Origin of the sequence: Acetoanaerobium noterae (assembly GCF_900168025.1) — a bacterium.
GTDB classification, from domain to species: domain Bacteria; phylum Bacillota; class Clostridia; order Peptostreptococcales; family Filifactoraceae; genus Acetoanaerobium; species Acetoanaerobium noterae.
The window spans coordinates 312,443-334,004 of record NZ_FUYN01000003.1; the positions used below are offsets into that span (position 1 = coordinate 312,443).

General features: G+C 33.9%; 15 protein-coding genes. 3 read left to right on the plus strand and 12 right to left on the minus strand.

The features are described 5' to 3' along the window. Positions 1–38 precede the first annotated feature (38 nt). Positions 39–1,256, plus strand: coding sequence for an MFS transporter (locus tag B5X47_RS07660; RefSeq protein ID WP_079589571.1), 1,218 nt, complete (start codon positions 39–41; stop codon positions 1,254–1,256). 37 nt (positions 1,257–1,293) lie between these two features. Here B5X47_RS07660 and B5X47_RS07665 read toward each other — a convergent pair whose 3' ends face one another. From B5X47_RS07665 to rnr, 6 genes are all read right to left on the minus strand, one after another. Then, positions 1,294–3,534, minus strand: coding sequence for a putative bifunctional diguanylate cyclase/phosphodiesterase (locus B5X47_RS07665; protein WP_079589572.1), 2,241 nt, complete (start codon positions 3,532–3,534; stop codon positions 1,294–1,296). A 39-nt stretch (positions 3,535–3,573) separates the two neighbouring features. After that, positions 3,574–5,661 carry a diguanylate cyclase domain-containing protein gene (locus B5X47_RS07670; RefSeq protein WP_079589573.1) on the minus strand — a complete coding sequence of 696 codons (2,088 nt, stop codon included), beginning with the start codon at positions 5,659–5,661 and terminating at the stop codon, positions 3,574–3,576. A gap of 10 nt (positions 5,662–5,671) precedes the next feature. Further along, positions 5,672–7,111 carry an extracellular solute-binding protein gene (locus B5X47_RS07675; RefSeq protein WP_079589574.1) on the minus strand — a complete coding sequence of 480 codons (1,440 nt, stop codon included), beginning with the start codon at positions 7,109–7,111 and terminating at the stop codon, positions 5,672–5,674. A 101-nt stretch (positions 7,112–7,212) separates the two neighbouring features. Continuing rightward, on the minus strand, positions 7,213–7,668 hold the full coding sequence (gene smpB, locus B5X47_RS07680; RefSeq protein WP_013360876.1) for an SsrA-binding protein SmpB: 456 nt from the start codon (positions 7,666–7,668) through the stop codon (positions 7,213–7,215). A gap of 11 nt (positions 7,669–7,679) precedes the next feature. After that, positions 7,680–8,879: an FprA family A-type flavoprotein gene (locus B5X47_RS07685; protein ID WP_079589575.1), complete on the minus strand. Its 1,200-nt coding sequence runs from the start codon at positions 8,877–8,879 to the stop codon at positions 7,680–7,682. A gap of 134 nt (positions 8,880–9,013) precedes the next feature. Continuing rightward, entirely contained in the window at positions 9,014–11,134 is a 2,121-nt protein-coding gene (rnr, locus tag B5X47_RS07690; protein WP_079589576.1) for a ribonuclease R, read from the minus strand. A 139-nt stretch (positions 11,135–11,273) separates the two neighbouring features. On the opposite strand from rnr, the gene B5X47_RS07695 reads away from it, so the two are divergent. Further along, a complete protein-coding gene (locus B5X47_RS07695) occupies positions 11,274–12,878 on the plus strand; it encodes a peptide chain release factor 3 (protein ID WP_079589577.1) in 1,605 nt (534 codons plus the stop codon). Positions 12,879–13,021: 143 nt separating this feature from the next. Then, the gene (locus B5X47_RS07700; RefSeq protein ID WP_079589578.1) at positions 13,022–13,957 is read left to right on the plus strand and encodes a stalk domain-containing protein; all 936 of its coding nucleotides are present in this window, start codon (positions 13,022–13,024) and stop codon (positions 13,955–13,957) included. A gap of 153 nt (positions 13,958–14,110) precedes the next feature. Here the strand turns inward: B5X47_RS07700 and pheA are convergent, their stop codons facing one another. The 6 genes from pheA to secG all read right to left on the minus strand — a co-directional run bounded on the left by pheA (position 14,111) and on the right by secG (position 21,369). After that, positions 14,111–15,220 (minus strand): prephenate dehydratase, encoded by a 1,110-nt coding sequence (gene pheA, locus B5X47_RS07705; protein WP_079589579.1) that lies wholly within the window; start codon positions 15,218–15,220, stop codon positions 14,111–14,113. Further along, positions 15,207–16,493: a 3-phosphoshikimate 1-carboxyvinyltransferase gene (gene aroA / locus B5X47_RS07710; protein ID WP_079589580.1), complete on the minus strand. Its 1,287-nt coding sequence runs from the start codon at positions 16,491–16,493 to the stop codon at positions 15,207–15,209. Before aroA ends, pheA begins: the two co-directional genes overlap by 14 nt. Next, entirely contained in the window at positions 16,490–17,356 is an 867-nt protein-coding gene (locus tag B5X47_RS07715) for a prephenate dehydrogenase (RefSeq protein ID WP_079589581.1), read from the minus strand. Before B5X47_RS07715 ends, aroA begins: the two co-directional genes overlap by 4 nt. Before the next feature lie 12 nt (positions 17,357–17,368). Then, entirely contained in the window at positions 17,369–18,388 is a 1,020-nt protein-coding gene (aroF, locus tag B5X47_RS07720) for a 3-deoxy-7-phosphoheptulonate synthase (protein WP_079589582.1), read from the minus strand. Between the two features lie 684 nt (positions 18,389–19,072). Next, on the minus strand, positions 19,073–21,112 hold the full coding sequence (locus tag B5X47_RS07730) for a sodium-translocating pyrophosphatase (protein WP_079589583.1): 2,040 nt from the start codon (positions 21,110–21,112) through the stop codon (positions 19,073–19,075). A gap of 29 nt (positions 21,113–21,141) precedes the next feature. Further along, a complete protein-coding gene (secG, locus tag B5X47_RS07735) occupies positions 21,142–21,369 on the minus strand; it encodes a preprotein translocase subunit SecG (RefSeq protein ID WP_079589584.1) in 228 nt (75 codons plus the stop codon). Between the last annotated feature and the right edge of the window lie 193 nt (positions 21,370–21,562).

Genomic DNA, 21,562 nt, shown 5'->3' on the forward strand with positions numbered 1-21,562 from the left:
ATAATAGAACATAATTTGAGAAAGTAAGAGGAAATTTCATGAAAAAATCATTAAATATTTCATATAGTGCTGTCCAAGGCTCATATTGGATGTATTTTGGCGCTATAATGAGCTTTGCATCTGTTTTTCTACTCAGTAAAGATTATACCAATTCAGAAATAGGTGTTATACTTGCACTTTCCAGTATAGGAGCTGTAATTCTCCAGCCTATTCTAGCTGATATGGTGGATAAAATGGAGCAAAAGCCACTCATTTTGCTTACTAATATAGTAGCCATTGGGCTTATATTTGGAACAGCTTCCTTATACCTATTTAAAATGAAATCCTTAACCTTAACTATAGTATTTATAACATTAGCTGCTTTTATGTCATCTCTTCAGCCTATAGTAACGTCCATTGCCTTTCATTATAGCACTGCTAGAAATCCAATAAATTTTGGAATGTCTCGTAGCTTTGGTTCTGTCTCTTACGCTGCAATGACTAGCATATTAGGTGCTATGGTATATAAATATGGCACAAATGCCATTCCTACGGCTGGAATAATAATTCTTTTTTTGCTTATTGTATCTCTTTTAACTACTGCATCTATATCCAAAAAAGCAGTAATTGAAGCTGATATAGATAACATAGATTTAAATAAAATGCAAAAATCTCAACAAAAGATAAGCCTTGCAGAATTTATACGCCGTAATAAAAACTTTGTAATCTTTTCATTTGCAGTAATGCTGATTTTTTTCCAAAATTCAGTGCTTAATAGCTACTTGATTCAAATTCTTGAAAATGTAGGTGGAAACAGTAATCAAATGGGCCAATTATTTTCTTTCATGGCTGTGCTAGAGCTACCTGGACTTTTTTTCTTTACTCAAATCAGAAAAAAGCTCAGCTGTCAGTTTATGCTCAAGCTATCCTCTGTAGCCTTTTCATTTAAAATATTTCTAACATATTTAGCTGGCTCAGTTAGCTTCATCTATATAGCATTTTTATTTCAGCTCATCTCTTTTCCTTTATTTTTATCCTCAAGTGTTCATCTTGTCGATGAAGTTATGGATAAGAATGAGGCTGTTAAAGGTCAATCTCTCATCACTAGCATGATGACTTTAAGCACTGTATTTGCAAGCTTTATCGGAGGATTTGTACTTGATTTAAGCGGTGCTTCTTCTCTCTTGCTTATCAGTAGCGTTTTAGCAGTGATTGGAACTATAGTTGTATTTGTTATTATTGATAAAATCAAAGATTCGAAAAGCCTTATTGAATAAGACCCTCGCCTATTAAAGCAATAAAAATAGCTACCAATTAATTATTAGTAGCCATATTTATTGCTTTTTCCAACGAAACCGGCTTGCTATAATAATAGCCTTGAGCTATATCACACTCATGCTCTGATAAATAATTCTTTTGATTTTGGCTTTCGACTCCTTCTGCAATTACAGTGAGTCCTAGCTTATGAGCCATAGAAATTATATCCTCTGCTATTGAAGTTTCAGAATTATCCTCAGTTATCCTATTTATAAAGCTTCTATCAATTTTGAGCTTATCTATATTCGTCTCTTCAAGCATTGAAAAAGAGGAATATCCTGTGCCGAAATCATCAAGTGATATTTTTATTCCAAATCTACGAAGTCTATCCAGTTGATTGTTAACAAGCTCAAAATTATCAATAAGCAACGACTCTGTAATTTCTAATTCTATTTGGCTTTTGTCACAATCGCATTCCTCTATTATGCCTAGAATAGTTTTTACAAAATCACTTCTAAGGATTTGAGCTGCTGATATATTAATTGCTACCCACTGATTAAATATATTGTGCTGATTTAAAGTTTTAATAAACTCGCAAGATTTCTTCAAAACAAAATTACCTAATTCAACTATAAGAAGTTTTTCTTCGGCAATAGGAATAAATTCCATAGGCGAAACATGGCCTAAATCTCCTGACTTCATCCTAGCTAAAGCTTCGAAACCAAGTATTTTACCTGAAATGATATCTACTTGAGGTTGAAATTCTACATATATAATTTCCTGCAAGGGATCTGCTAATGCCTTTCTTAATTCACGCTCTATTTTATTTTGTCTAATTAAAGCCTCTTCCATGTCTTTATTAAAAAACACATAGTTTACAAAGGTATCCCTTTTTACATTTTTTAAGGCAATAGCTCCATTTTTCATAATTCTATCAAGCTCTAAATCCTCTTCATCCAGCTTAACTATTCCTAACTCTACTGTAAGTGAATAATCGCTATTGCTTAAGTCAAGGGATGTGCTAAAAACATTGTTTATTTGGGCAATTAAGCTCAATATTTCATTTTCATCTGTATAATTTTCTACAAACAATAAAAATCTATCAGATTCCATTCTAAATAATGTAGTTTTTACAGTATTTATATTTTTGAGATTTAAAGCTATTTTCTTAATTACTTCATCTCCAAAAGCATATCCATAGGAAATATTTACTGCGCTGAAGTTTTTTATATTGATGAAAATAAGTGCCTGATTTTGAACATCGCTTTTAGCTAGCAACGGCTTTATATATTCTTCAAAGTAATGCTTGTTTGGGAGATTGCTAAGCTTGTCATAAAACCCTATGTCAAAATACCTTTTGCTTTTACTATAAAAGCTACTGACAATGTATCCTAATATACATAGTACTATCAAATAAATTACTAAGCCATTCATAATAATAAGCCTAGAGCTTTGTCTTATAGACTCAGTATCATAATATATTGCCAAGGTTCCAATCTTAACTCCATCAAAATTAATAGGCTGATAAAATTGATAATACTCATCGTTTTTATTTTGAGCAATAAATCCCGATTCTTCGTTCTTTTCAATGATTTCCCTGATTCTAGGATTAGTTATCTTTACTCCAGTCAGATTATAATCAGTGCTATTTACAATACGTAACTCATTATCTATAAATAATACTTTCTCAAGAGAATTAATCTCCTTAAGTGTTCTTATAAGATTTTGAATCTCAAAATCGTTTAAAAACTCATGAATTTTTTCAGCCCTTATACCTATTTGAACAAAAGAGCCATTGTCTAGCTTATAATATCCATATTTGAAATACACTCCAGACTCCGTGTCAGGTCTAATCTCTTCTATTAGACTATTGCTGTTACCTGTCATAAAATTATAAACTGGATGCCCCTCAAAAGCTTTCCACCCAATGTACTCTTTGACATTTGTCTTTACAATTACTCCTTGAGGATTGTAAATATGGATATCGTCAACTCTATATTCATCAGCCAAAGCATCAAGTTGACTGCTTTCTAAGGTATTTAGCTTAGTAGCTATACTTTCGCTAGCTATATAAAGTTTTTCTTCAAGCAGCTCAGATATTATTTCCTTTGCATTTGCAGCATTTGACAAATTATTTGAATACCCTTTAGCTATTTTAGTAGTTTCTTGGTGAAGTAGGTTGTATTGGCTCTTTATTCTATCTTGTAGCACAATAAAAGTTATCATGGAGTAACACATCGAAAGAATTATAAACAATGCTATATATTTCTTAGAGTCTACTGCTTTTAGTTTTTCCATAGTTAACTCCTTTCACCTAAGATCTACAAACTCCTAAGCTTAAAGTTCAGTCCAGTTACCCTTATTATTAAATTTAGATATATAAAGCGCTTCATCTGCTTTATTCAATAAATCCTCGTAATCTGTAGGCCAGCTATCAATCCAAGCAAGTCCAGCAGATATACCAATACTATAATCCTTTCCATCTGGAAGCTTTATAGTATTGCCTTTAATATATGAAAAGAACTCATTCATACAGTCTTCTATTTCTTGCTTGCTCGTAAACCCATAAAGGAGTAAAACAAACTCATCCCCAGAGCGTCTTCCAAGCAGCATCTTGTTTCTCTGAGTTATGTTATTAAGTCTTTGAACAGCTTCTTTTATATAGAAATCGCCCCATTTATGGCCATAGGTATCATTCATATTTTTCAGATTATCTAAATCAAACATAACAAGTGCAGAGCTTTTTAATGGATTTTTATTTAATAACTGCTCCATATAGCTTTGAAAAGCTCTTCTATTTAGAAGTCTAGTAAGCGGGTCAATATCTCTATCTCTTCTTATTTGAAGTTTCTCCTTCATCTCTTCAGTAATATCTTGAATGACTCCAATTGTAGTATCTGAAGAATCAGTCATCTTTAGCTTAACCCATCTCGGATATTCTAGATTTAGTTTATAAACGCCTTCCTCATTTTCCTCAGGATTATTTAGAAGCTCGTTTAGTTTGTTCATAAAAGTGGTTTTATTTTTATCATCAAGGTCTAATATAGTGTAAAGCTTTTCTGTTACAAAAATGTCATCACTGTTATTTTTTATTTCAAAAGCAGCGATTGGCAAATCAAATAGCGAAATTACTCTAGTTAGTCTAGATACAGACTCCAGTCTTTCATTATTGGCTTCCTGCATAGCCTGTGCTAGCTCATCCACCTCAAGTAAACCAGTAGGCTCCACTATCATAATTTCATTTTTATTACTTTCCCTTACTTTTTTAGAAAGATCCACAATTGGTTTTGAAAATCTATAACTAAAATACACTCCTCCAAATATTCCTACTATTAGAGCTATAATAAAAGCTCCCCATAGTATACTTTGAGTTCTATACACGTATGAGAATAGTTCTTCTCCTCTCATAAATCCAACTAGATACCACGACTCTCCTTCAAAAGGTGTATTTGGTTGATACAGCTTAAGTTCTTCTACACTGGCATAAATATCATAACTACCACTGTGGTTTAAAAGCTTATAAATTCCAAAGTCTTCATTTTCAATAAGCAGATTTAGTGGTTCATTTTCTACTAAATATCTCTTTTGGAGTGCACTTACTATTACTGATGGTATGGGCTTAGAATCCTTTGTGGGTTTATGAGTTAAAATATAGCCAAGTGAATCCTTAAGCTTCAAATCAGTAGCTGGAAGCATTTTAATCATATGATTAAGTGTAACCTCTATTCCTACTATGCCTTTTAGGTTGTTCTTAGAGTCAAATATAGGCATAGAGTAAGTCATTATTTGCAAATCAGTATCCGACAATTTAAATGGCTTACTCCAGTAGCCTAAAAGTTTAGAGTCGTTTGATAAATTAGCAAGGTTAAGAGGCCTTTTTATAAAATCCTGATTATCACTTGTTAATCGTAAATCATAGCTCCACATCTGATCTAAAGGTACCTTGAGTTTTTTTGCTATTTCAGAGGGGCCAACTACTACATATAAATCCTTAAAAGAAAGATTATCCGACAAAGGGTCATAATCTCTAAAATAAAGTCCCGGAACATTATTATCATTTATATCATCAGTAAGCAATATAAAAGCTCCAGTTGCCTTTGTAGTTCTCAGCATTTCTATTAACTCTGAAGACAAATCATCTAGTAGCAGTGTATCTGTTTCATAGGTCTTAGAAAGCTTTTTTGATATTTGCGACAAAAAAGGGTCTACATTTGTCCATCTATTTTTCATCTCAAGCTCTAAATATGCTTTTCTGCCTTGAACTTTATCGCTAAAGGATTCATAAGCATTTAATTTAGCTTGTCTTAAAACTCCTCCATTGACTAAAACAGCTATTAAAAACAAAGACTGTATTACAATTATAATAATCGCAAAAATAGTCAATCTATATACAATTGAATTTCTTTGTCTCAATATCCGTCTCATGATAACGTCCTTATCCTTTTAGAATTTTGTTGGCATTATTTACTAAATCCTCGTACCATTTTTCAAAGCTAGGCATACTGGTTAACTCTTCTATAGCTTTAGCTCTTTCATCAATCTCTAAGTTGCTTGAATCTAAAGCTTCTAAGTCCGTTGTAACCTTATCAAACAAGCTGGTTTCTAAAAATCTCCTAATCTCATAGCTTTTATCAAATGGCTTATTACTATATAGCTCATAGGTTTCAAGCATTTTGCTAGTTGTTTTTATAGTCGACTTTATAGATTCGCTATTAATATTGTTTTCCTCGAGAGCAGCTAATAATATTTCTTCATTTAAAGCTTCGTTTTTAACTGGAAAATATCCAGTCGTTATTGCAAATTTAACATTTTGCTTTGTATCTGTAAACCATTTCAAAAACTCTGCTGATGCATATTCATGTGCATAGTCGCTCTTTGTCATACATATTCCTGCTCCCTGCTGAATAGCTACTGGATTTCCACTTTCGAAATGTGGGTAAGCTATAGTGAGAGGTTCTATTCGTACTATATTGTCTTGACTAAAGGTCACTTCTGTTGGGAAATATGATGCACCCGCAGTTGAGCCTACATAAGCAATCACAGTGCCTGTCTTTGCATCGTCAGAGCTGAATCTGCCAGTTTTTGCAAAATGCTTATTTATATATGGTACATAATAGTTTTGCCATATTTTATAAGCTGAATCTTTTGATAGGTTAAACTCAGCAGAGCCGTCTTCATTATATTTATATATTTCATTTTCAAGCTGCATAGCTGCTTGTATCATATAGTTAGCATTTGAATCAATTCCAAAAAAGCTCTTTCCAGTATTTTCATAGTATACAGCCGCTACTTCAGTGAGGCCTTCCCAGGTTTGAAGCTTTTTATCGTCTATGGAATTTTCAGTAGCAAACTTCTCCCATGAGGTTTTATTTATAAATAGGTTTTCTGTTGATTTTGCAATAGGCATTATATACAAGCCTTCATCAAACAAAAAATTGCCTTCTTCTAAAAATTCTTTTCTATATTCATTTAACTCATCTTGAGTGAAATACTGTTCTAAATTCACAAGACCTTTTATTTTGTGTACCGTAAGCGCTGTATCTGGGTAAGCCGCAAAAAGATCTGGCATAGGAGAAGAACCTATTGCCTGATTAACAGAATTTTGTACTGATGTAGCTAACTGGTCTACATCTCCTTGACTTTGGGCATCAACAACAATTCCTTTTTCCATACCTACAGTTTCATTAAATTCCGATACTATCTCATCAAACTTTTCTTTTATATTTCCATTATAGTAATGCCATAATACTACAGTAACTGGTTTTTGAGGATCTAAAGGATTTTCTTTCTCGGTAGGTTTACTAGAGCAGGAAGTGAAAGAAAAAAGAATAGTCAAAATACAAAAAATACTAAGGACACTTTTATAAATTTTCATAAATCATCTCCTATAAAATTATATATGTAATAATTTTTAACTTTTCTTCTCAATATAACTACAACCGCTCCTTGATAATAGAAGCGGTTGCAACAATATAATTAATATCTGTCTTTTATTTCTCTTTCCATCCTGCGCTGAGCATCTTTTTTTGCAAGAGATTCTCTCTTATCATAATTCTTCTTACCTTTTGCAAGAGCAAGCTGTACTTTCACTTTTCCACGCTTAAGATACATGGAAAGAGGTATGAGAGAGTAGCCTTTTTGAGTAGTTTCTCCTATAAGCTTTCTAATCTCCTGTTTATGAAGCAAAAGCTTTCTTACTCTAAGAGGGTCTACATTAAAAATATTTCCCTGTTCATATGGACTGATATGCACTTGCTTTAGAAAAACCTCGCCATTATCAACACTTGCATAGCCCTCTCCTAAGTTTACTTTTCCAGCTCTTATTGATTTTACTTCTGTTCCCTTTAGTTCGATTCCGACTTCATACGTTTCTATGATTTCGTAATTGAATCTTGCTTTTCGATTGGTTGCTACGGTTTTCGAACCTTCCATTTATATCACCTTTATCTGCTTTCTTTTAGCCTCTTAGCCATTTCTTTAGCTATCTCTGCACATTTTTCAAGGTCATCAATTGCAGGTGAGCATTTAACTTCAACTACATTTTCTATAAAATCATACTGGCAAGTTTCACCAAACTCTTTTAATGTTTTAACTGCTCCCCCACTCCAGCTATACGAACCGAAAACTCCTAAAATGTGGTTTTGAATATTGTTCATTTTGATTACATTTACAAGGTTGCTCATTATTGGGAAAAGTCCGTTGTTATAGGTACAGCTTCCAAGAATTAAGCCCTTGTACTTCCAGATTTCATTTATAATATGTGAGTTATGAGTTTTGGATACGTCATACATCTTCACATCCTTGATACCTTCTTCAGCAAGTACTCTTGCTATAGCCTCTGCCATGATAGAAGTGTTTCCGTACATAGTACCGTATACTATTACAACACCTTCATCTGTATCAAATTTACTCCATTTATCATATAGAGAAACTATCTTTTCAGGCTTGCTTCTCCATACTGGTCCATGAACAGGGCATATCATAGATATATCAAGTCCAGATAGTTTTTTTATAGCTACTTGAACTTGCTTACTATGCTTTCCAACTATATTAGAATAATATCTTCTAGTTTCTGATTCATAAAAATCCCAGTTTATTTCATCATCAAATATAGGACCATCTAAAGCACCAAAACCTCCAAAAGCATCTTGAGAAAATAATATTTTATGTTTTGACTCATAGCTCACCATAGACTCTGGCCAGTGAACCATAGGAGTCATATAAAATGTAAGCTTTTTATCTCCTAAATCTAAAGTATCGCCTTCTTTAATTTCGATGAAATTTCCTGTTACGCCATAAAACGCTTCTAAGAAATCCTGAGTTTTTTTGTTTCCTACAAGCTTTACATCTGGATACATATCTATTACAGATTTTATAGAGCCTGAGTGGTCTGGCTCCATATGATGAATTACAAGGTAATCAAGTGGCTTATCTTTTAGGATGTTTTGAATTTTTACTAAGAAGCTATCTACTTTAGTAATCTTCACTGTATCTAAAAGTACATTTTTTTCTCCAGTTAAAAGATATGAGTTATAGCTTATTCCGTTATCTAGCGGCCACATATTTTCAAACAAATGGGTTTCTCTGTCATTTACTCCAATATAATGTACATCTTCATGAATCTTTACTGACAAGGTATTCATAAGGTTATAGCACTCCCCTTCAGACTATAATTTTTTATTATTTTTTAACGATTCAATTTTTGTATTCTTTTCTAAGTTTATATACATAAATCATATTATCATATTTTACATAATTTTTTAACGAAAAAATTAAATTAAGCTAGGACAAAGTTCACTTCTCTAAGAGGTATATTGACACTATCCACCTTAATATTAATTTTGTCTCCGATTTTGAAGGTCTTTTTTGTATGCTCTCCAAATAACAAATAATTTTCTTGGTCGAAGATATAATAGTCATCTGAAAGATTGTTAAGTCTTATTAGCCCTTCTACTGTGTTGTAAAGCTCCACAAACATACCAAATGAAGTAATTGAAGAAATAACTCCTTCATATTCTTCTCCTATATGGTTCTTCATATACTCAGCTTTTCTAAGGTCTTCAACTTGTCTCTGGGCTTCATCTGCTTCTCTTTCTCTTATAGAAGACTGCTCAGACGCCTTCTCAACTATAGCCTTTAATCTATTAAGTCTTTTTTCATTTAGTGACTCATCAATAGTTTCTTTTATTATCCTGTGAATCTGAAGGTCAGGATATCTTCTAATAGGCGAAGTAAAATGAGTGTAATACTTAGCTGCAAGCCCAAAGTGACCAGTACAAATCGGTGAATATCTAGCTTGCTTAAGAGATCTAAGCATAAGAGTTGATATTACTAGCTCTTCCTTGGTATTTTCTATATCTCCAAGCAATTTCTGAAGTTCTTTTGGGTGAATTTCCTCTATATCACCTTTTAAAGTATATCCAAATGCTCCTATGAACTTAACAAAATCTCTTATTTTTTCAGGATCTGGATTTTCATGAACTCTGTAAACAAACGGAATCTGTGCCCAGAAAAACTGTTCTGCAACTGTTTCATTGGCTATAAGCATAAATTCCTCAATTATTCTATTTGCTATTCTTCTATCGTACTTAATTATATCTGTAACATTTCCAGCTTCGTCCATAAGAATCTTGCTCTCTGGAAAATCAAAGTCCATAGCCCCTCTTTGATTTCTTCTTGCAGTTAATATCTTTGCTAACTCTTCAGAAAGCTTTAGCTTATCTAAAATATAGCTGTATTTTTGTTTTAGCTCTTCATTGTCATTTTCTAAAATATCAGATACATCTTCATAAACTAATCTAGCTTTTGAGTTAATAACTGTTTTTTTGATTTCATGACTTACAACCTTGCCTTTTTCATCTATTTCCATAATGCATGATAAGGTAAGTCTGTCTACATCTGGATGAAGCGAGCATACTCCATTTGAAAGCTTTGGTGGGAGCATAGGAATAACTGTATCTACTAGATAAACAGAGGTTCCTCTTTTTAGAGCTTCATCATCTAGTGGAGCTCCTTCAGTCACATAATGAGTAACATCTGCTATATGGACACCTAGCTTGTAATTTCCGTTATTTAACTTTTCAATCGAAATTGCATCGTCTAAATCCTTGGCATCAGAACCATCTATTGTATATATAAGTTCATTTCTAAGATCTAGTCTTGAGTGAATTTCTCTTGGATCTATGTCTTCTGGTATTTCATGCGCTTGCTTTAGAACCTTCTTAGGAAACTCCTCTGGCAAACCATTTTGCTTTATAATAGAAAGCAGGTCTACACCTTTTTCTCCTTGTTTTCCTAGAATTTCTTTTACTTTGCCTTCTGGGTTTCTTCCTTTTTGAGGATATTTAGTTATCTTACATACTACTATGTCTCCAGTTTTAGCTCCCATTGAATCTTTCTTTGCTATAAAAACATCTGCCGTAAGCCTTTTATTATCTGATATTACAAATCCAAAATTTTTAGAAGCTTCGAATTTTCCTACAATTTCTGTATAACCTCTTTCTATTATTTTAATTATCTCGCCCTCAGTACGACTCTGAGTAGTTTCGCTTTTCACTACTCTTGCTATTACTCTATCATGATGCATAGCACCATTTAATGCGCTTGCTGGAATAAAGATGTCTCTTTCTCCTTCTACTCCTGTATCTAAAAATGCAAATCCCTTTGGATGCACACTTAGTTTGCCCACAAATAAATTCATTTTCTGCGGAAGTCCATACTTTTCTTTTTTTGTTTTGTATATTAGGCCTTCCTCTTCCATTTCATACAGTATGCTGTTTAAAATATCTTTATCTGCTTTACTAGCGCAAAATATTTGACATAATTCAGTTTTACTAAGAGGGCTGTATGCCTCTTCTCTCATGAGCTGTAATATGCTCTCTTTTATACTTAGTTTCATTATTTTCCCTCCTAATTTTTGCTTGCTTTTGTGTTATACCCCTTTATCTGGCTTTAATTCATTGACACCGCTTATTATTAAGGATAAAATTATATAGTTATGGATATATATTTTATCAAATGGAATAAGGAAGGTATTTATGTCGGAACAAACAACGAGTTTTATAAATGAAGTAAATAGAAGAAGAACCTTTGCCATCATCTCACATCCCGATGCTGGTAAGACCACACTTACAGAAAAATTCTTGCTCTACGGAGGGGCTATACGCTTAGCTGGCTCTGTAAAATCAAGACGTTCTCAAAAGCATGCAGTTTCAGACTGGATGGAAATAGAAAAGCAAAGAGGTATTTCTGTTACTTCGAGTGTACTTCAATTTGATTATAGCGGATATTGCATTAATATACTAGACACACCTGGTCACCAAGACTTCAGTGAGGATACCTATAGAACACTTATGGCTGCTGATAGCGCTGTTATGGTTATCGACTGTGCAAAGGGTGTAGAGGACCAGACAAAAAAATTATTCCATGTATGTAAGATGCGCGGAATTCCAATATTTACATTTATAAACAAAATGGATCGTATGGGTAAAGACCCTTTTGAACTTATGGAGGAAGTCGAAAGTGTACTTGGCATTCGCTCTTATCCTGTAAACTGGCCTATTGGAGCTGGAAGAGATTTCAAAGGCGTTTATAATAGACAAAAAAAGCAAATTGAATTATTTAAAGATAGCAACCACGGTCAAAGCCAAGGAAATGTAATCAGCGGGGATATTAATGATCCAAAGTTCAACGAGCTACTTGGTGAAACCCTTCATTCACAGCTACTAAGCGATATTGAGCTTCTAGATATGGCTGGGGATGAATTTGATATGGAAAAAATTCTATCTGGGGAACTAACGCCTACTTTCTTTGGTAGTGCCCTTACAAATTTTGGTGTTGAGCCATTTTTGGAATCCTTTTTAGAAATGACTACTCCTCCTACTCCAAGACAAAGTAGCAACGGTCTTATTGACCCAAAAACAGATAATTTTACAGGCTTTATATTTAAGATTCAAGCTAATATGGACCCTACACATAGAGATAGAATTGCATTTTTGAGAATATGCTCAGGCAAGTTTGAAAAAGGCATGTCAGTAAATCACGTTCAGGTGAATAAAAAAGTTAGACTTGCTCAGCCTCAGCAGTTTATGGCTCAAGATAGAGTAATAGTAGATGAAGCCTACCCTGGAGATATAATAGGTATTCATGACCCAGGAATATTTAGAATCGGAGATACCTTGTGCGCTGATAATTCGAAGACAAAATACGAAGGAATCCCACTTTTTGCACCTGAGCACTTTGCAAAGATATTTGCAAAAAACTCTCTTAAGAGAAAGCAATTCCAAAAGGGAATTACTCAGCTAGCTGAAGAAGGAAGCATTCAGGTATTTAAAAGACCTAATATAGGTATAGAAGAGCTAATCGTAGGAGTTGTAGGCTCACTTCAGTTCGAGGTATTAGAATATAGGCTTAAAAATGAATACGGTGTAGACGTAATAATGGAAAGAACTCCATATAGATATATCAGATGGGTTGAAATGGAAGGCTTTAATCCTTCAAAATTCTCTATCACTATGGATACCATGATAGTTGAGGACGAAGATTCACATCCTGTTTTACTATTCCAAAACGAATGGTCTATCAATATGGTAAAAGAACGTAATGAGACTGCTGTTCTAAAGGAAATTTCATTTAGAAAGTAAGAGCTGAGATTAAACTACTTAACGATAACTGATTTTTTGAGTTATTAATATTTAGTTTAATCTTTTTTCGTAATATAATCGTAACGATAAAATCTGCATAATGTAATATTTATACTATATCATTACCTTAAGAGGTGATGTAGATGAAGCTTAGAGCTTTTTATGCTGTTATTCTTTCAGCAATATGTATTTTGACTACAAATATATCCTATGCGGCTACAGATTATTCTATAAGCCGTAAAGTAGAAATAGTTTTAGATTCCAAACGAGACAATGCTCTTAGTTATCTAAAATCAAGAATAAGCACTATTAATCTGACATTAAATGGCAAAAGAGTTAGAAATTCCGATATATACTTTAGAAACAATGAGCTTATGCTTCCAATACGAAATGTAGCTGAGGCTTTTAATCTTGATTTAAGCTGGGATTCAAAAACAAGAACAGCTTCCCTCGATGATAAGGCTATCGTTGCTAAAGCTACTACCAACGACTATTATTACAGCTATGGTGCTATGGCTGATATAAGGCTTGATATCACACCCGAGGTGAGAAATGGCAGAATGTATGTGCCACTTGATTTTTTATCAGAAGTCTTAAAGGCAAATGTAGGTATGGATGGCAGTAAAATTACAGTAACTTTAAATGTAGCTCCAGCAAATGCTGCTATAAAAATGCATGAAATCGCTAAAAGTCAAATATCTTCGCTTCAAGATGGAGGTATAAACAATATCAAAATCAATATCATGTACATAGGCGACAAGACTGGATATGTAGTTTACGAAGGGACTATGGTAAAAAATTCAGCTTCCTATAAAGTGCTAACATCTAAAGCTTTTGATATCAAAAATGGAAATGTAATTCCTATAACAAGAGCCGTTTCTAGTAAAAATATGGATGCCTTTAAAACTACAGTTGAAGCTTATTCTAGCTCAGTAAAATTAGATGAAACTACAAACTACTATATAAGACCTATAGATAATAAACTCTTTTTTGTGATATTGATGCAGGATTCAAAAGGAAATTACTATGAAGTTCAAATTCCTTATGAAAAAGTCAGTGACCTGTTAAGCTTAAGATAAATATATAAACCGTCATTTAAACTGGATGAGTGCTTTTCTTACTTAGGTAGGCAGTTATTTTAACTGCCTACTTTAAAGAACTAATCCATTTTATTGACGGTTTTCTTTTATTATTAAACAGCCCTTAACCAAACTTTCATTAAAATAATTATTTTAGGATGCATTTTTATCTGCCGTATAATTTCCTAATAATTTAAAGTAGGTGCTACTATTTTTAATTTTTTCTATGCTTTTAACTATGTCTATATCATTTAAGCTTCCTTCAAAATCTATATAAAACATGTATTCCCAAGGTCTGTTTTTTATTGGTCTAGATTCTATTTTCAGCATATTAACATTGTTAAGGTGAAAGCCTTCAAGAACTTTATAGAGTTCTCCTGCCCTATGCTTTATTGAGAACATAACGCTAATTTTGCTTGTATCAATATATTCTAAAGCTTTTCTAGAAATTATAACAAACCTCGTGTAATTATGCTCATTGTCATTGATATCTTTTTCTATGATATCTAGATTGTAAAGCCTTGCAGCCTTTTCGCTAGCTATAGCTGCCTTTGTAAAATCATTTGAAAGAGCTACAGTTTTTGCGCTATAAGCTGTATTGTGGTAGGGAATGAGTTTCCATTCCTGATGCTTTTTTAAAAAAGAGCTAGATTGCTCAAATCCTTGAGTATGCGAATAAATTTCTTTTATATCCTTAATAGAAGCTCCTTTTACCCCTATTAGATTTTGCTTTATTCTAAGGCATTTTTCTCCTACTATATAAAAACCATATTCTCCAATTAAATCGTATACTGAGCTTATGCTTCCTGTTGAAGAATTTTCTATAGGAAGTACTCCATAATCTGTTTCTCCATTTAACAAGCCTTTAAATACATCCTCAAAGCTCATATACTCCATAAATTCTGCATCTTTATCAAAATATTCTATAGCCGCTTGATGTCCAAATGAACCCTCTACGCCTTGGAATCCAATTTTAATTCTTTTCTTGCCCATACCTAAAATTCTTTTTTGCTGAACTCTTCTGCTTATTTCCATAAGCTTTTTTATAAATTCTTCAAGCTCATCTCTATAATCTTTATTGTATAGCTCATTTAGTGCTGACTCTATTACTTCTTCTTCTCTTGATGTATTTAATATGCCTAGATTATTTTCTAGCTTGTACTGAGCTATTTTTTCAGCTGTCTCCATTCGCTTTTCAAATAGTCTCACAATATTTTTATCGATATCATCTATTATGAATCTAAGCTGATCAACTCTGCTCACATATATCTCCTCCAAGCATTTTAAAATCCTGCCAAAAGTTAGGATATGACTTATCTACAGATGAGGCTCCATCGATTATAATGCTTCCTTCACACCTTATCGATGCTACTGCCATTGCCATAGCTATCCTATGGTCATTCCAGCTATCTACATTGGCTCCTCTAAGTTTGGACACTCCTTTAATTATAAGAGTGTCTCCCTCTTCTTTTATGTCAGCTCCTAGCTTATTTAGCTCCGTTTTTGTTGCTGTAAGTCTATCTGATTCTTTTATTCTAAGCCTCGCTCCATTTTTCACTATAGTAGTACCTTTACTCACAGAGGCTAGTACAGAAAGCACCGGTATTATATCTGGAATCTGCGAGGCATCTATTACAGTTTGTTTAGTCTGGCTCTTTTGAGCTATAAATGAATTATCTTCACAAGATATTTTCCCAGCCATAGACTTTATAATATTTATCACTTCTTTATCTGCCTGCAGAGAAGCCTCGTTTAAATCACTACTAGTAATCTTTTCACCTAAACATCCTGCAACTAACCAAAATGCTGCTTGAGAAAAATCGCCTTCCACTCTATAATCACACGCTTTATAGACCTGTCTTCCTTTTATATAAAAAGCTTTATAATCGTCATTTTCTATCACAATTCCATACTTGCTAAGTACTGATATCGTCAAATCTATATAGCCCTTTGATTCAAGCTCCCCTGTTATTGTTATCTTTGAATCCGAATCTAAAAGGGGAAGAACAAACATCAATCCTGTTATAAACTGAGAGCTTACATCCCCTCTCATATCAAAAGTACTAGGAGTTAAGCTTCCATTTATTTTAAGTGGTAGCTTATTATCTTTTGTTTCGTAATGTATTCCTTGCTCATCAAATATTTTGTAGTATACATCTAGTGGTCTTTCAACTAATTTTCCTTTTCCTATAAAGCTGACCTCACTATTACTAATCATCGCTATTGGAATCATAAATCTGAGAGTGGAGCCTGATTCATTGCAATCTATGGAAGCTTTAGGTGCTTTAAATGTTTCTATTCCCTTAATTATAAGCTTTACTCTTTCATTTTCAGCTTTCACCTCAGATATTTCTGCTCCTAGCTGTTTCATAGCCTCACATGTAGCCTTTATATCCTTTGACATTACTATGTTGCTTATTTCACTTACTCCACTTGATAAGGATGCCGCTATTACAGCTCTATGACTAATGCTTTTGGATGGTGGTATTGAGATTTCTCCACTTAATTCTTTAGGCTCTATTTTTACTTTTTTCAACCTATCTTCCTCCTTTTGCTTCCTGCTTGCTCCATAAGATGCTCTAGTTCTTTTATGTCTGATGATATTATTGCTTTTCTGAGCTGCTCCATTTTTTTCTCCATGATTTTTATTTGCTCATCTAAATTGTCTTTATTGCTTATAAGAAGCTGAGCCCATAGTCTGCTGTTTATTTGTGCTACTCTTGTGGCATCCTTAAAGCTAGGTCCTAGAAGAGCTCCCATTTCCCTCACATCACACATGTCCATAAGCGCTAGTGCTGTGATATGAGGCATATGGCTCGCTAGTGCCATCGCTTCATCATGCTTGCCTGGATTAATCTCAGATATAGATTTGCATCCGAGTATCTTGGCAAGACCTTTTATTTTGCTTATAGCTTCTAGGCTACTTGTGTCAGTAGGTGTTATGATGTAATTTGCATCCATGAACAAGTTTGGGTTTGCGTGGTCAAATCCTCTAAAATGACTTCCTGCCATCGGGTGTCCTCCTACAAACTCCAAATCCTCTCTAAGACATAAGTTAATTTCATTAATTAAATCTAACTTTATTCCTGAAACATCAGTTATCACAGCTTTATACTTAAAATCGTTCATGTGTTTTTTTATAAACTCAGCTGTTTCTTTAGGGTATAGACACACAATAACAATTTCAGCTAAAGGTAAAATATTTTCAGGTTCAGTATCCCCTAGCTTTATAAAATCCTTATTTATAGCATCTTCAATAGCTTTATTTTGCGTATCTATACCCATGATATTTTTAAATCCATTTATTTTAAGAGCTCCTGCAATCGAGCCCCCAATCAGTCCAAGTCCAACTATCGCAACCCCTTGATTTTTATTTATAAAAAAATCTGGTTCATCCACTTTATTCACCTGCTAAAATGAAACTGCTTTATTTTCAATAACTGCTAGCTGATTGATAGTATGCATTAAGTTTGTGAACTGCAGTGGGGTTATTGACTGCTGTCCGTCACATTTTGCATTTGCTGGGTCATTATGAACTTCTATCATTAGTCCATCAGCTCCTACAGCTATCGCAGCTTTTGATAAAGGCTCAACCATCCATGCCAGTCCAGCTGCATGGCTAGGATCTACAATTACAGGAAGGTGACTCAGCTTTTTTATAGCTGGAATAGCACTTAAATCTAAAGTGTTTCTTGTGTAATTTTCAAAGGTTCTGATTCCTCTTTCGCATAGAATCACATTTTCATTTCCCTCTGCCATGATGTATTCTGCTGACATTATGAATTCTTCTATACTTGAAGACATTCCTCTTTTTAAAAGGACTGGAACTTTACTTTTTCCAACCTCTTTGAGCAGCTCGAAGTTTTGCATATTTCTAGCTCCTACCTGCATTACATCTACATGCTCTTCAAATATATCTAAATGAGCTGCTGACATAATTTCAGTCACTATAGGAAGACCAGTTTCTTTTTTTGCTTCAACTAATAATTTTAATCCATCTTCTCTTAGCCCTTGGAAGCTGTACGGAGATGTTCTTGGCTTAAATGCTCCTCCTCTTAAAAAACCTGCTCCAGAAGTCTTTACATCCTTTGCTATTGATATAATCTGCTCTCTGCTTTCTACCGAGCATGGACCAGCTATGATTCCTATGTGTCCACAGCCTATTTTTCTTCCTGCTACTTCCACTATGCTACCTTCTGGCTTTATTAATCTATTTGCTTTTTTAAATGGTTCTTGGATATTTACAACTTTTTCAACATTTTTGTTTGCACTTATTAATTCTTTATCTATTTTGCTTGTATCTCCTACAAGTCCTATTATATGGCGACTTTCACCTACTACTTCATGTACACTGCATCCAAGGCTTTGCATTTTTAATTTTATCTTTTCAATCTCTTCTCTAGATATCCCAGGCTTTAATACTATTACCATTTAAATCACTCCTATTTTTTTAATTTTTAAGTTCGTTATCAGCTTTAAGTTTCTCTTATATTATTTACATAGTCTCATTTGAATTTTTATTGATTTTCAAGCTCTTTAAGCTCTTTAAGCTCTTTAAGCTCTTTAAGCTCTTTAAGCTCTTTAAGCTCTTTAAGCTCTTTAAGCTCTTATGGATTTTAATCTATTAAATCTATTTAAATTCTTATATTTTCTGTGGCCAAATAGAAAGTATAAGAAATAATAATTTAAAATTTAATACTTATATTAAAAAAGGGCCTCATTGAAGTTTCAATGAGACCCTAAGTTTATCAGGTATTTTTATTCACTATTCCCGTATTTGCTTAAGCTTAATGCTGAAGAACCTGCGGATAATATAAAGAATATCTCATTGGATTTTTATATGATTTTTGGAATGCAAAATAGCCTGCGCTATAAAAATAAAAGCCCAAGCTAAAAAAGCTAAAATAAAATTTATTATTTGCATTTATCATATTTCCAATAAGGTTTTCCATTTTTTTATCCCTTCTGGATGGATATACATTCATCCTAATATTTATACTGTATTATGTATTGTGATTTATTCTACCACGATTTTAGAGGATGTCAACAAATAAAATTAATTTATATAAAAAAAAGAACTATATTCGCTATGAACATAGTTCTTTTTTTTATTAATTATTTTCCAAATAGTCCAAGAAGTATTCCACCGTACTGAACAAATACTGGTGCAAATACTAGAGAAACTATAGTCATAAGTTTGATTAGGATATTGATAGAAGGTCCAGATGTATCTTTGAATGGATCTCCAACTGTATCTCCAACAACTGCTGCCTTGTGAGCTTCTGAACCTTTTCCGCCATGAGCTCCAGATTCAATGTATTTCTTAGCATTATCCCAAGCTCCACCTGCATTAGCCATCATGATAGCCATAAGAACTCCAGTTACAAGAGCTCCACCAAGAAGTCCTCCTAAAGCTTCAGTTCCAAGTAAAAGTCCAATAGCAAGTGGTGATAATACAGCCATAACTCCTGGAACAATCATTTGTCTAAGAGCTGCTGCTGTAGAAATATCTACGCATCTTGCATAATCAGGCTTACCAGTTCCTTCCATGATTCCAGGAATAGTTTTAAACTGTCTTCTAACTTCTTCAATCATATCAAATGCAGCTTTACCAACAGCTTCCATAGTCATAGCTGAGAATAGGAATGGTAGCATACCACCTATAAACATTCCCGCAATAACCTCTGGGTTAGTTAAACTGATTGATGATAGTCCAGTAGCTGCTGTGTATGATGCAAATAGAGCAAGCGCAGTAAGAGCAGCAGAACCAATTGCAAAACCTTTACCAATAGCAGCAGTTGTGTTACCAACTGAGTCAAGTTTGTCAGTGATTGCTCTAACTTCTTTTGGAAGCTCGCACATCTCTGCAATACCACCTGCGTTATCCGCAATAGGTCCATAAGCATCTACAGCTACTGTCATACCAGTAGTTGCAAGCATACCTACAGCTGCAAGAGCTATTCCGTATAGTCCTCCAGCCATATATGCACCTAATATACCCACTGCAATGATAATTAGTGGCCACATTGTTGATTCCATACCAACAGCAAGACCTGAAATTATAGTAGTTGCTGGTCCAGTTTCAGACTGGTCAGCAATTTTCTTAACATGTTTAAAATCTGCAGAAGTATAAATTTCTGTAATTTGTCCGATAATAGTTCCTACAACTAGACCAATTATGATAGCCCAAAAACCTGAAAGGTTTCCTAAGAACATATTAGAAAGGAAGAAAGATGCTAAAACTGTAATTCCTCCAGCTACATAAGTACCCATTTTAAGAGCTTTATGTGGATCTGAATTGTCATCACCTTTTACGAAGAAGGTTCCGATGATAGAGCCTATTATACCAACAGCAGAAACTGCAAGAGGGAAAATAGCTCCTAAAACTCCATATGATTCTCCAGAGTTTGATACAGCAAGTATACCAAGCGTCATAGCTGCGATTAATGATCCAACATATGACTCAAATAGGTCAGCTCCCATACCAGCAACGTCTCCAACGTTATCTCCAACGTTATCAGCGATAACTGCAGGGTTTCTTGGATCGTCTTCTGGGATTCCAGCTTCAACTTTACCAACTAGGTCAGCTCCAACGTCTGCAGCTTTAGTATAAATACCTCCACCAACACGACCAAAAAGTGCAAGAGAAGATGCTCCTAGTCCAAATCCAGTAAGAATATTTGTTGCTGCAGCAGAGTCATATCCCATGCTTGTTAATATCATATAAAGTACACTTACTCCAAAGATACCAAGACCAACAACAGACATACCCATAACCGCTCCGCCTGAGAAAGCTATAGAAAGAGCTTTGTTCATTCCGCCTTCTCTAGCAGCATTTGCTGTTCTTACGTTAGCTTTAGTCGCAACCTGCATACCAAAGAATCCTGCAAGTGTAGAGAATATCGCTCCTACTAAAAAGCAAACTGCTGTAAGTATGTTGATACCAATTGCTAAAACTACGAATAATACCGCGATAAAAATAACTAATACCTTGTATTCTCTAGTTAAGAAAGCCATCGCACCTTCGTGGATGTAATTAGAGATTTCTTTCATTCTCTCAGTTCCAACATCAACTTTGTTGATTTTTGAAGAAAGAACGAATGCAAATACAAGGGCAAGTACTCCAACGATAGGAGCCCATATTAAGTTTTGCATTTGTTAATACCTCCTAAAAATTTTGTTTTTTACTGTAGTGCTACTAATACGATTGCTAATACTATGAACAATACTGCACACGCTGCTGTTATTTTTCTAAAAATAACATCCATACCTCTTGCTTTGTTTCCCATAAGCTGCTCTGCTCCTCCAGTTATAGCCCCAGAGAAACCTGCGCTTCTTCCTGACTGGAGAAGTACACTGGCAATTAGACCTAAGCTTACAATAATCTCCACAATCATTAGAAATGTTTTCATATTAAGCACCTCCTTATGCATATACATGCTAATCATACCTACATATTTTAACATAGTGATAAGTATAAAGCAATAAATAAGATTATATGTAATGCAAAATTAATTATATTTGTCAATGGCAAATTTTGGATATTATTATTAAAAATTTAGACAAAACAACGAGAGCTATAAAAGCCCTCGCTATTTTTATTGT

Bases quoted from the DNA above. Each gene is read 5' to 3' on its own strand.
- B5X47_RS07685 (WP_079589575.1), bottom strand. From the start codon at position 8,879: ATGAATACCTTGTCAGTAAAGATTCATGAAGATGTACATTATATTGGA.
- B5X47_RS07730 (WP_079589583.1), bottom strand. From the start codon at position 21,112: ATGCAAAACTTAATATGGGCTCCTATCGTTGGAGTACTTGCCCTTGTA.
- B5X47_RS07670 (WP_079589573.1), bottom strand. From the start codon at position 5,661: ATGAGACGGATATTGAGACAAAGAAATTCAATTGTATATAGATTGACT.
- rnr (WP_079589576.1), bottom strand. From the start codon at position 11,134: ATGAAACTAAGTATAAAAGAGAGCATATTACAGCTCATGAGAGAAGAG.
- B5X47_RS07695 (WP_079589577.1), top strand. From the start codon at position 11,274: ATGTCGGAACAAACAACGAGTTTTATAAATGAAGTAAATAGAAGAAGA.
- B5X47_RS07675 (WP_079589574.1), bottom strand. From the start codon at position 7,111: ATGAAAATTTATAAAAGTGTCCTTAGTATTTTTTGTATTTTGACTATT.
- smpB (WP_013360876.1), bottom strand. From the start codon at position 7,668: ATGGAAGGTTCGAAAACCGTAGCAACCAATCGAAAAGCAAGATTCAAT.
- aroF (WP_079589582.1), bottom strand. From the start codon at position 18,388: ATGGTAATAGTATTAAAGCCTGGGATATCTAGAGAAGAGATTGAAAAG.
- B5X47_RS07660 (WP_079589571.1), top strand. From the start codon at position 39: ATGAAAAAATCATTAAATATTTCATATAGTGCTGTCCAAGGCTCATAT.
- secG (WP_079589584.1), bottom strand. From the start codon at position 21,369: ATGAAAACATTTCTAATGATTGTGGAGATTATTGTAAGCTTAGGTCTA.
- B5X47_RS07665 (WP_079589572.1), bottom strand. From the start codon at position 3,534: ATGGAAAAACTAAAAGCAGTAGACTCTAAGAAATATATAGCATTGTTT.
- B5X47_RS07700 (WP_079589578.1), top strand. From the start codon at position 13,022: ATGAAGCTTAGAGCTTTTTATGCTGTTATTCTTTCAGCAATATGTATT.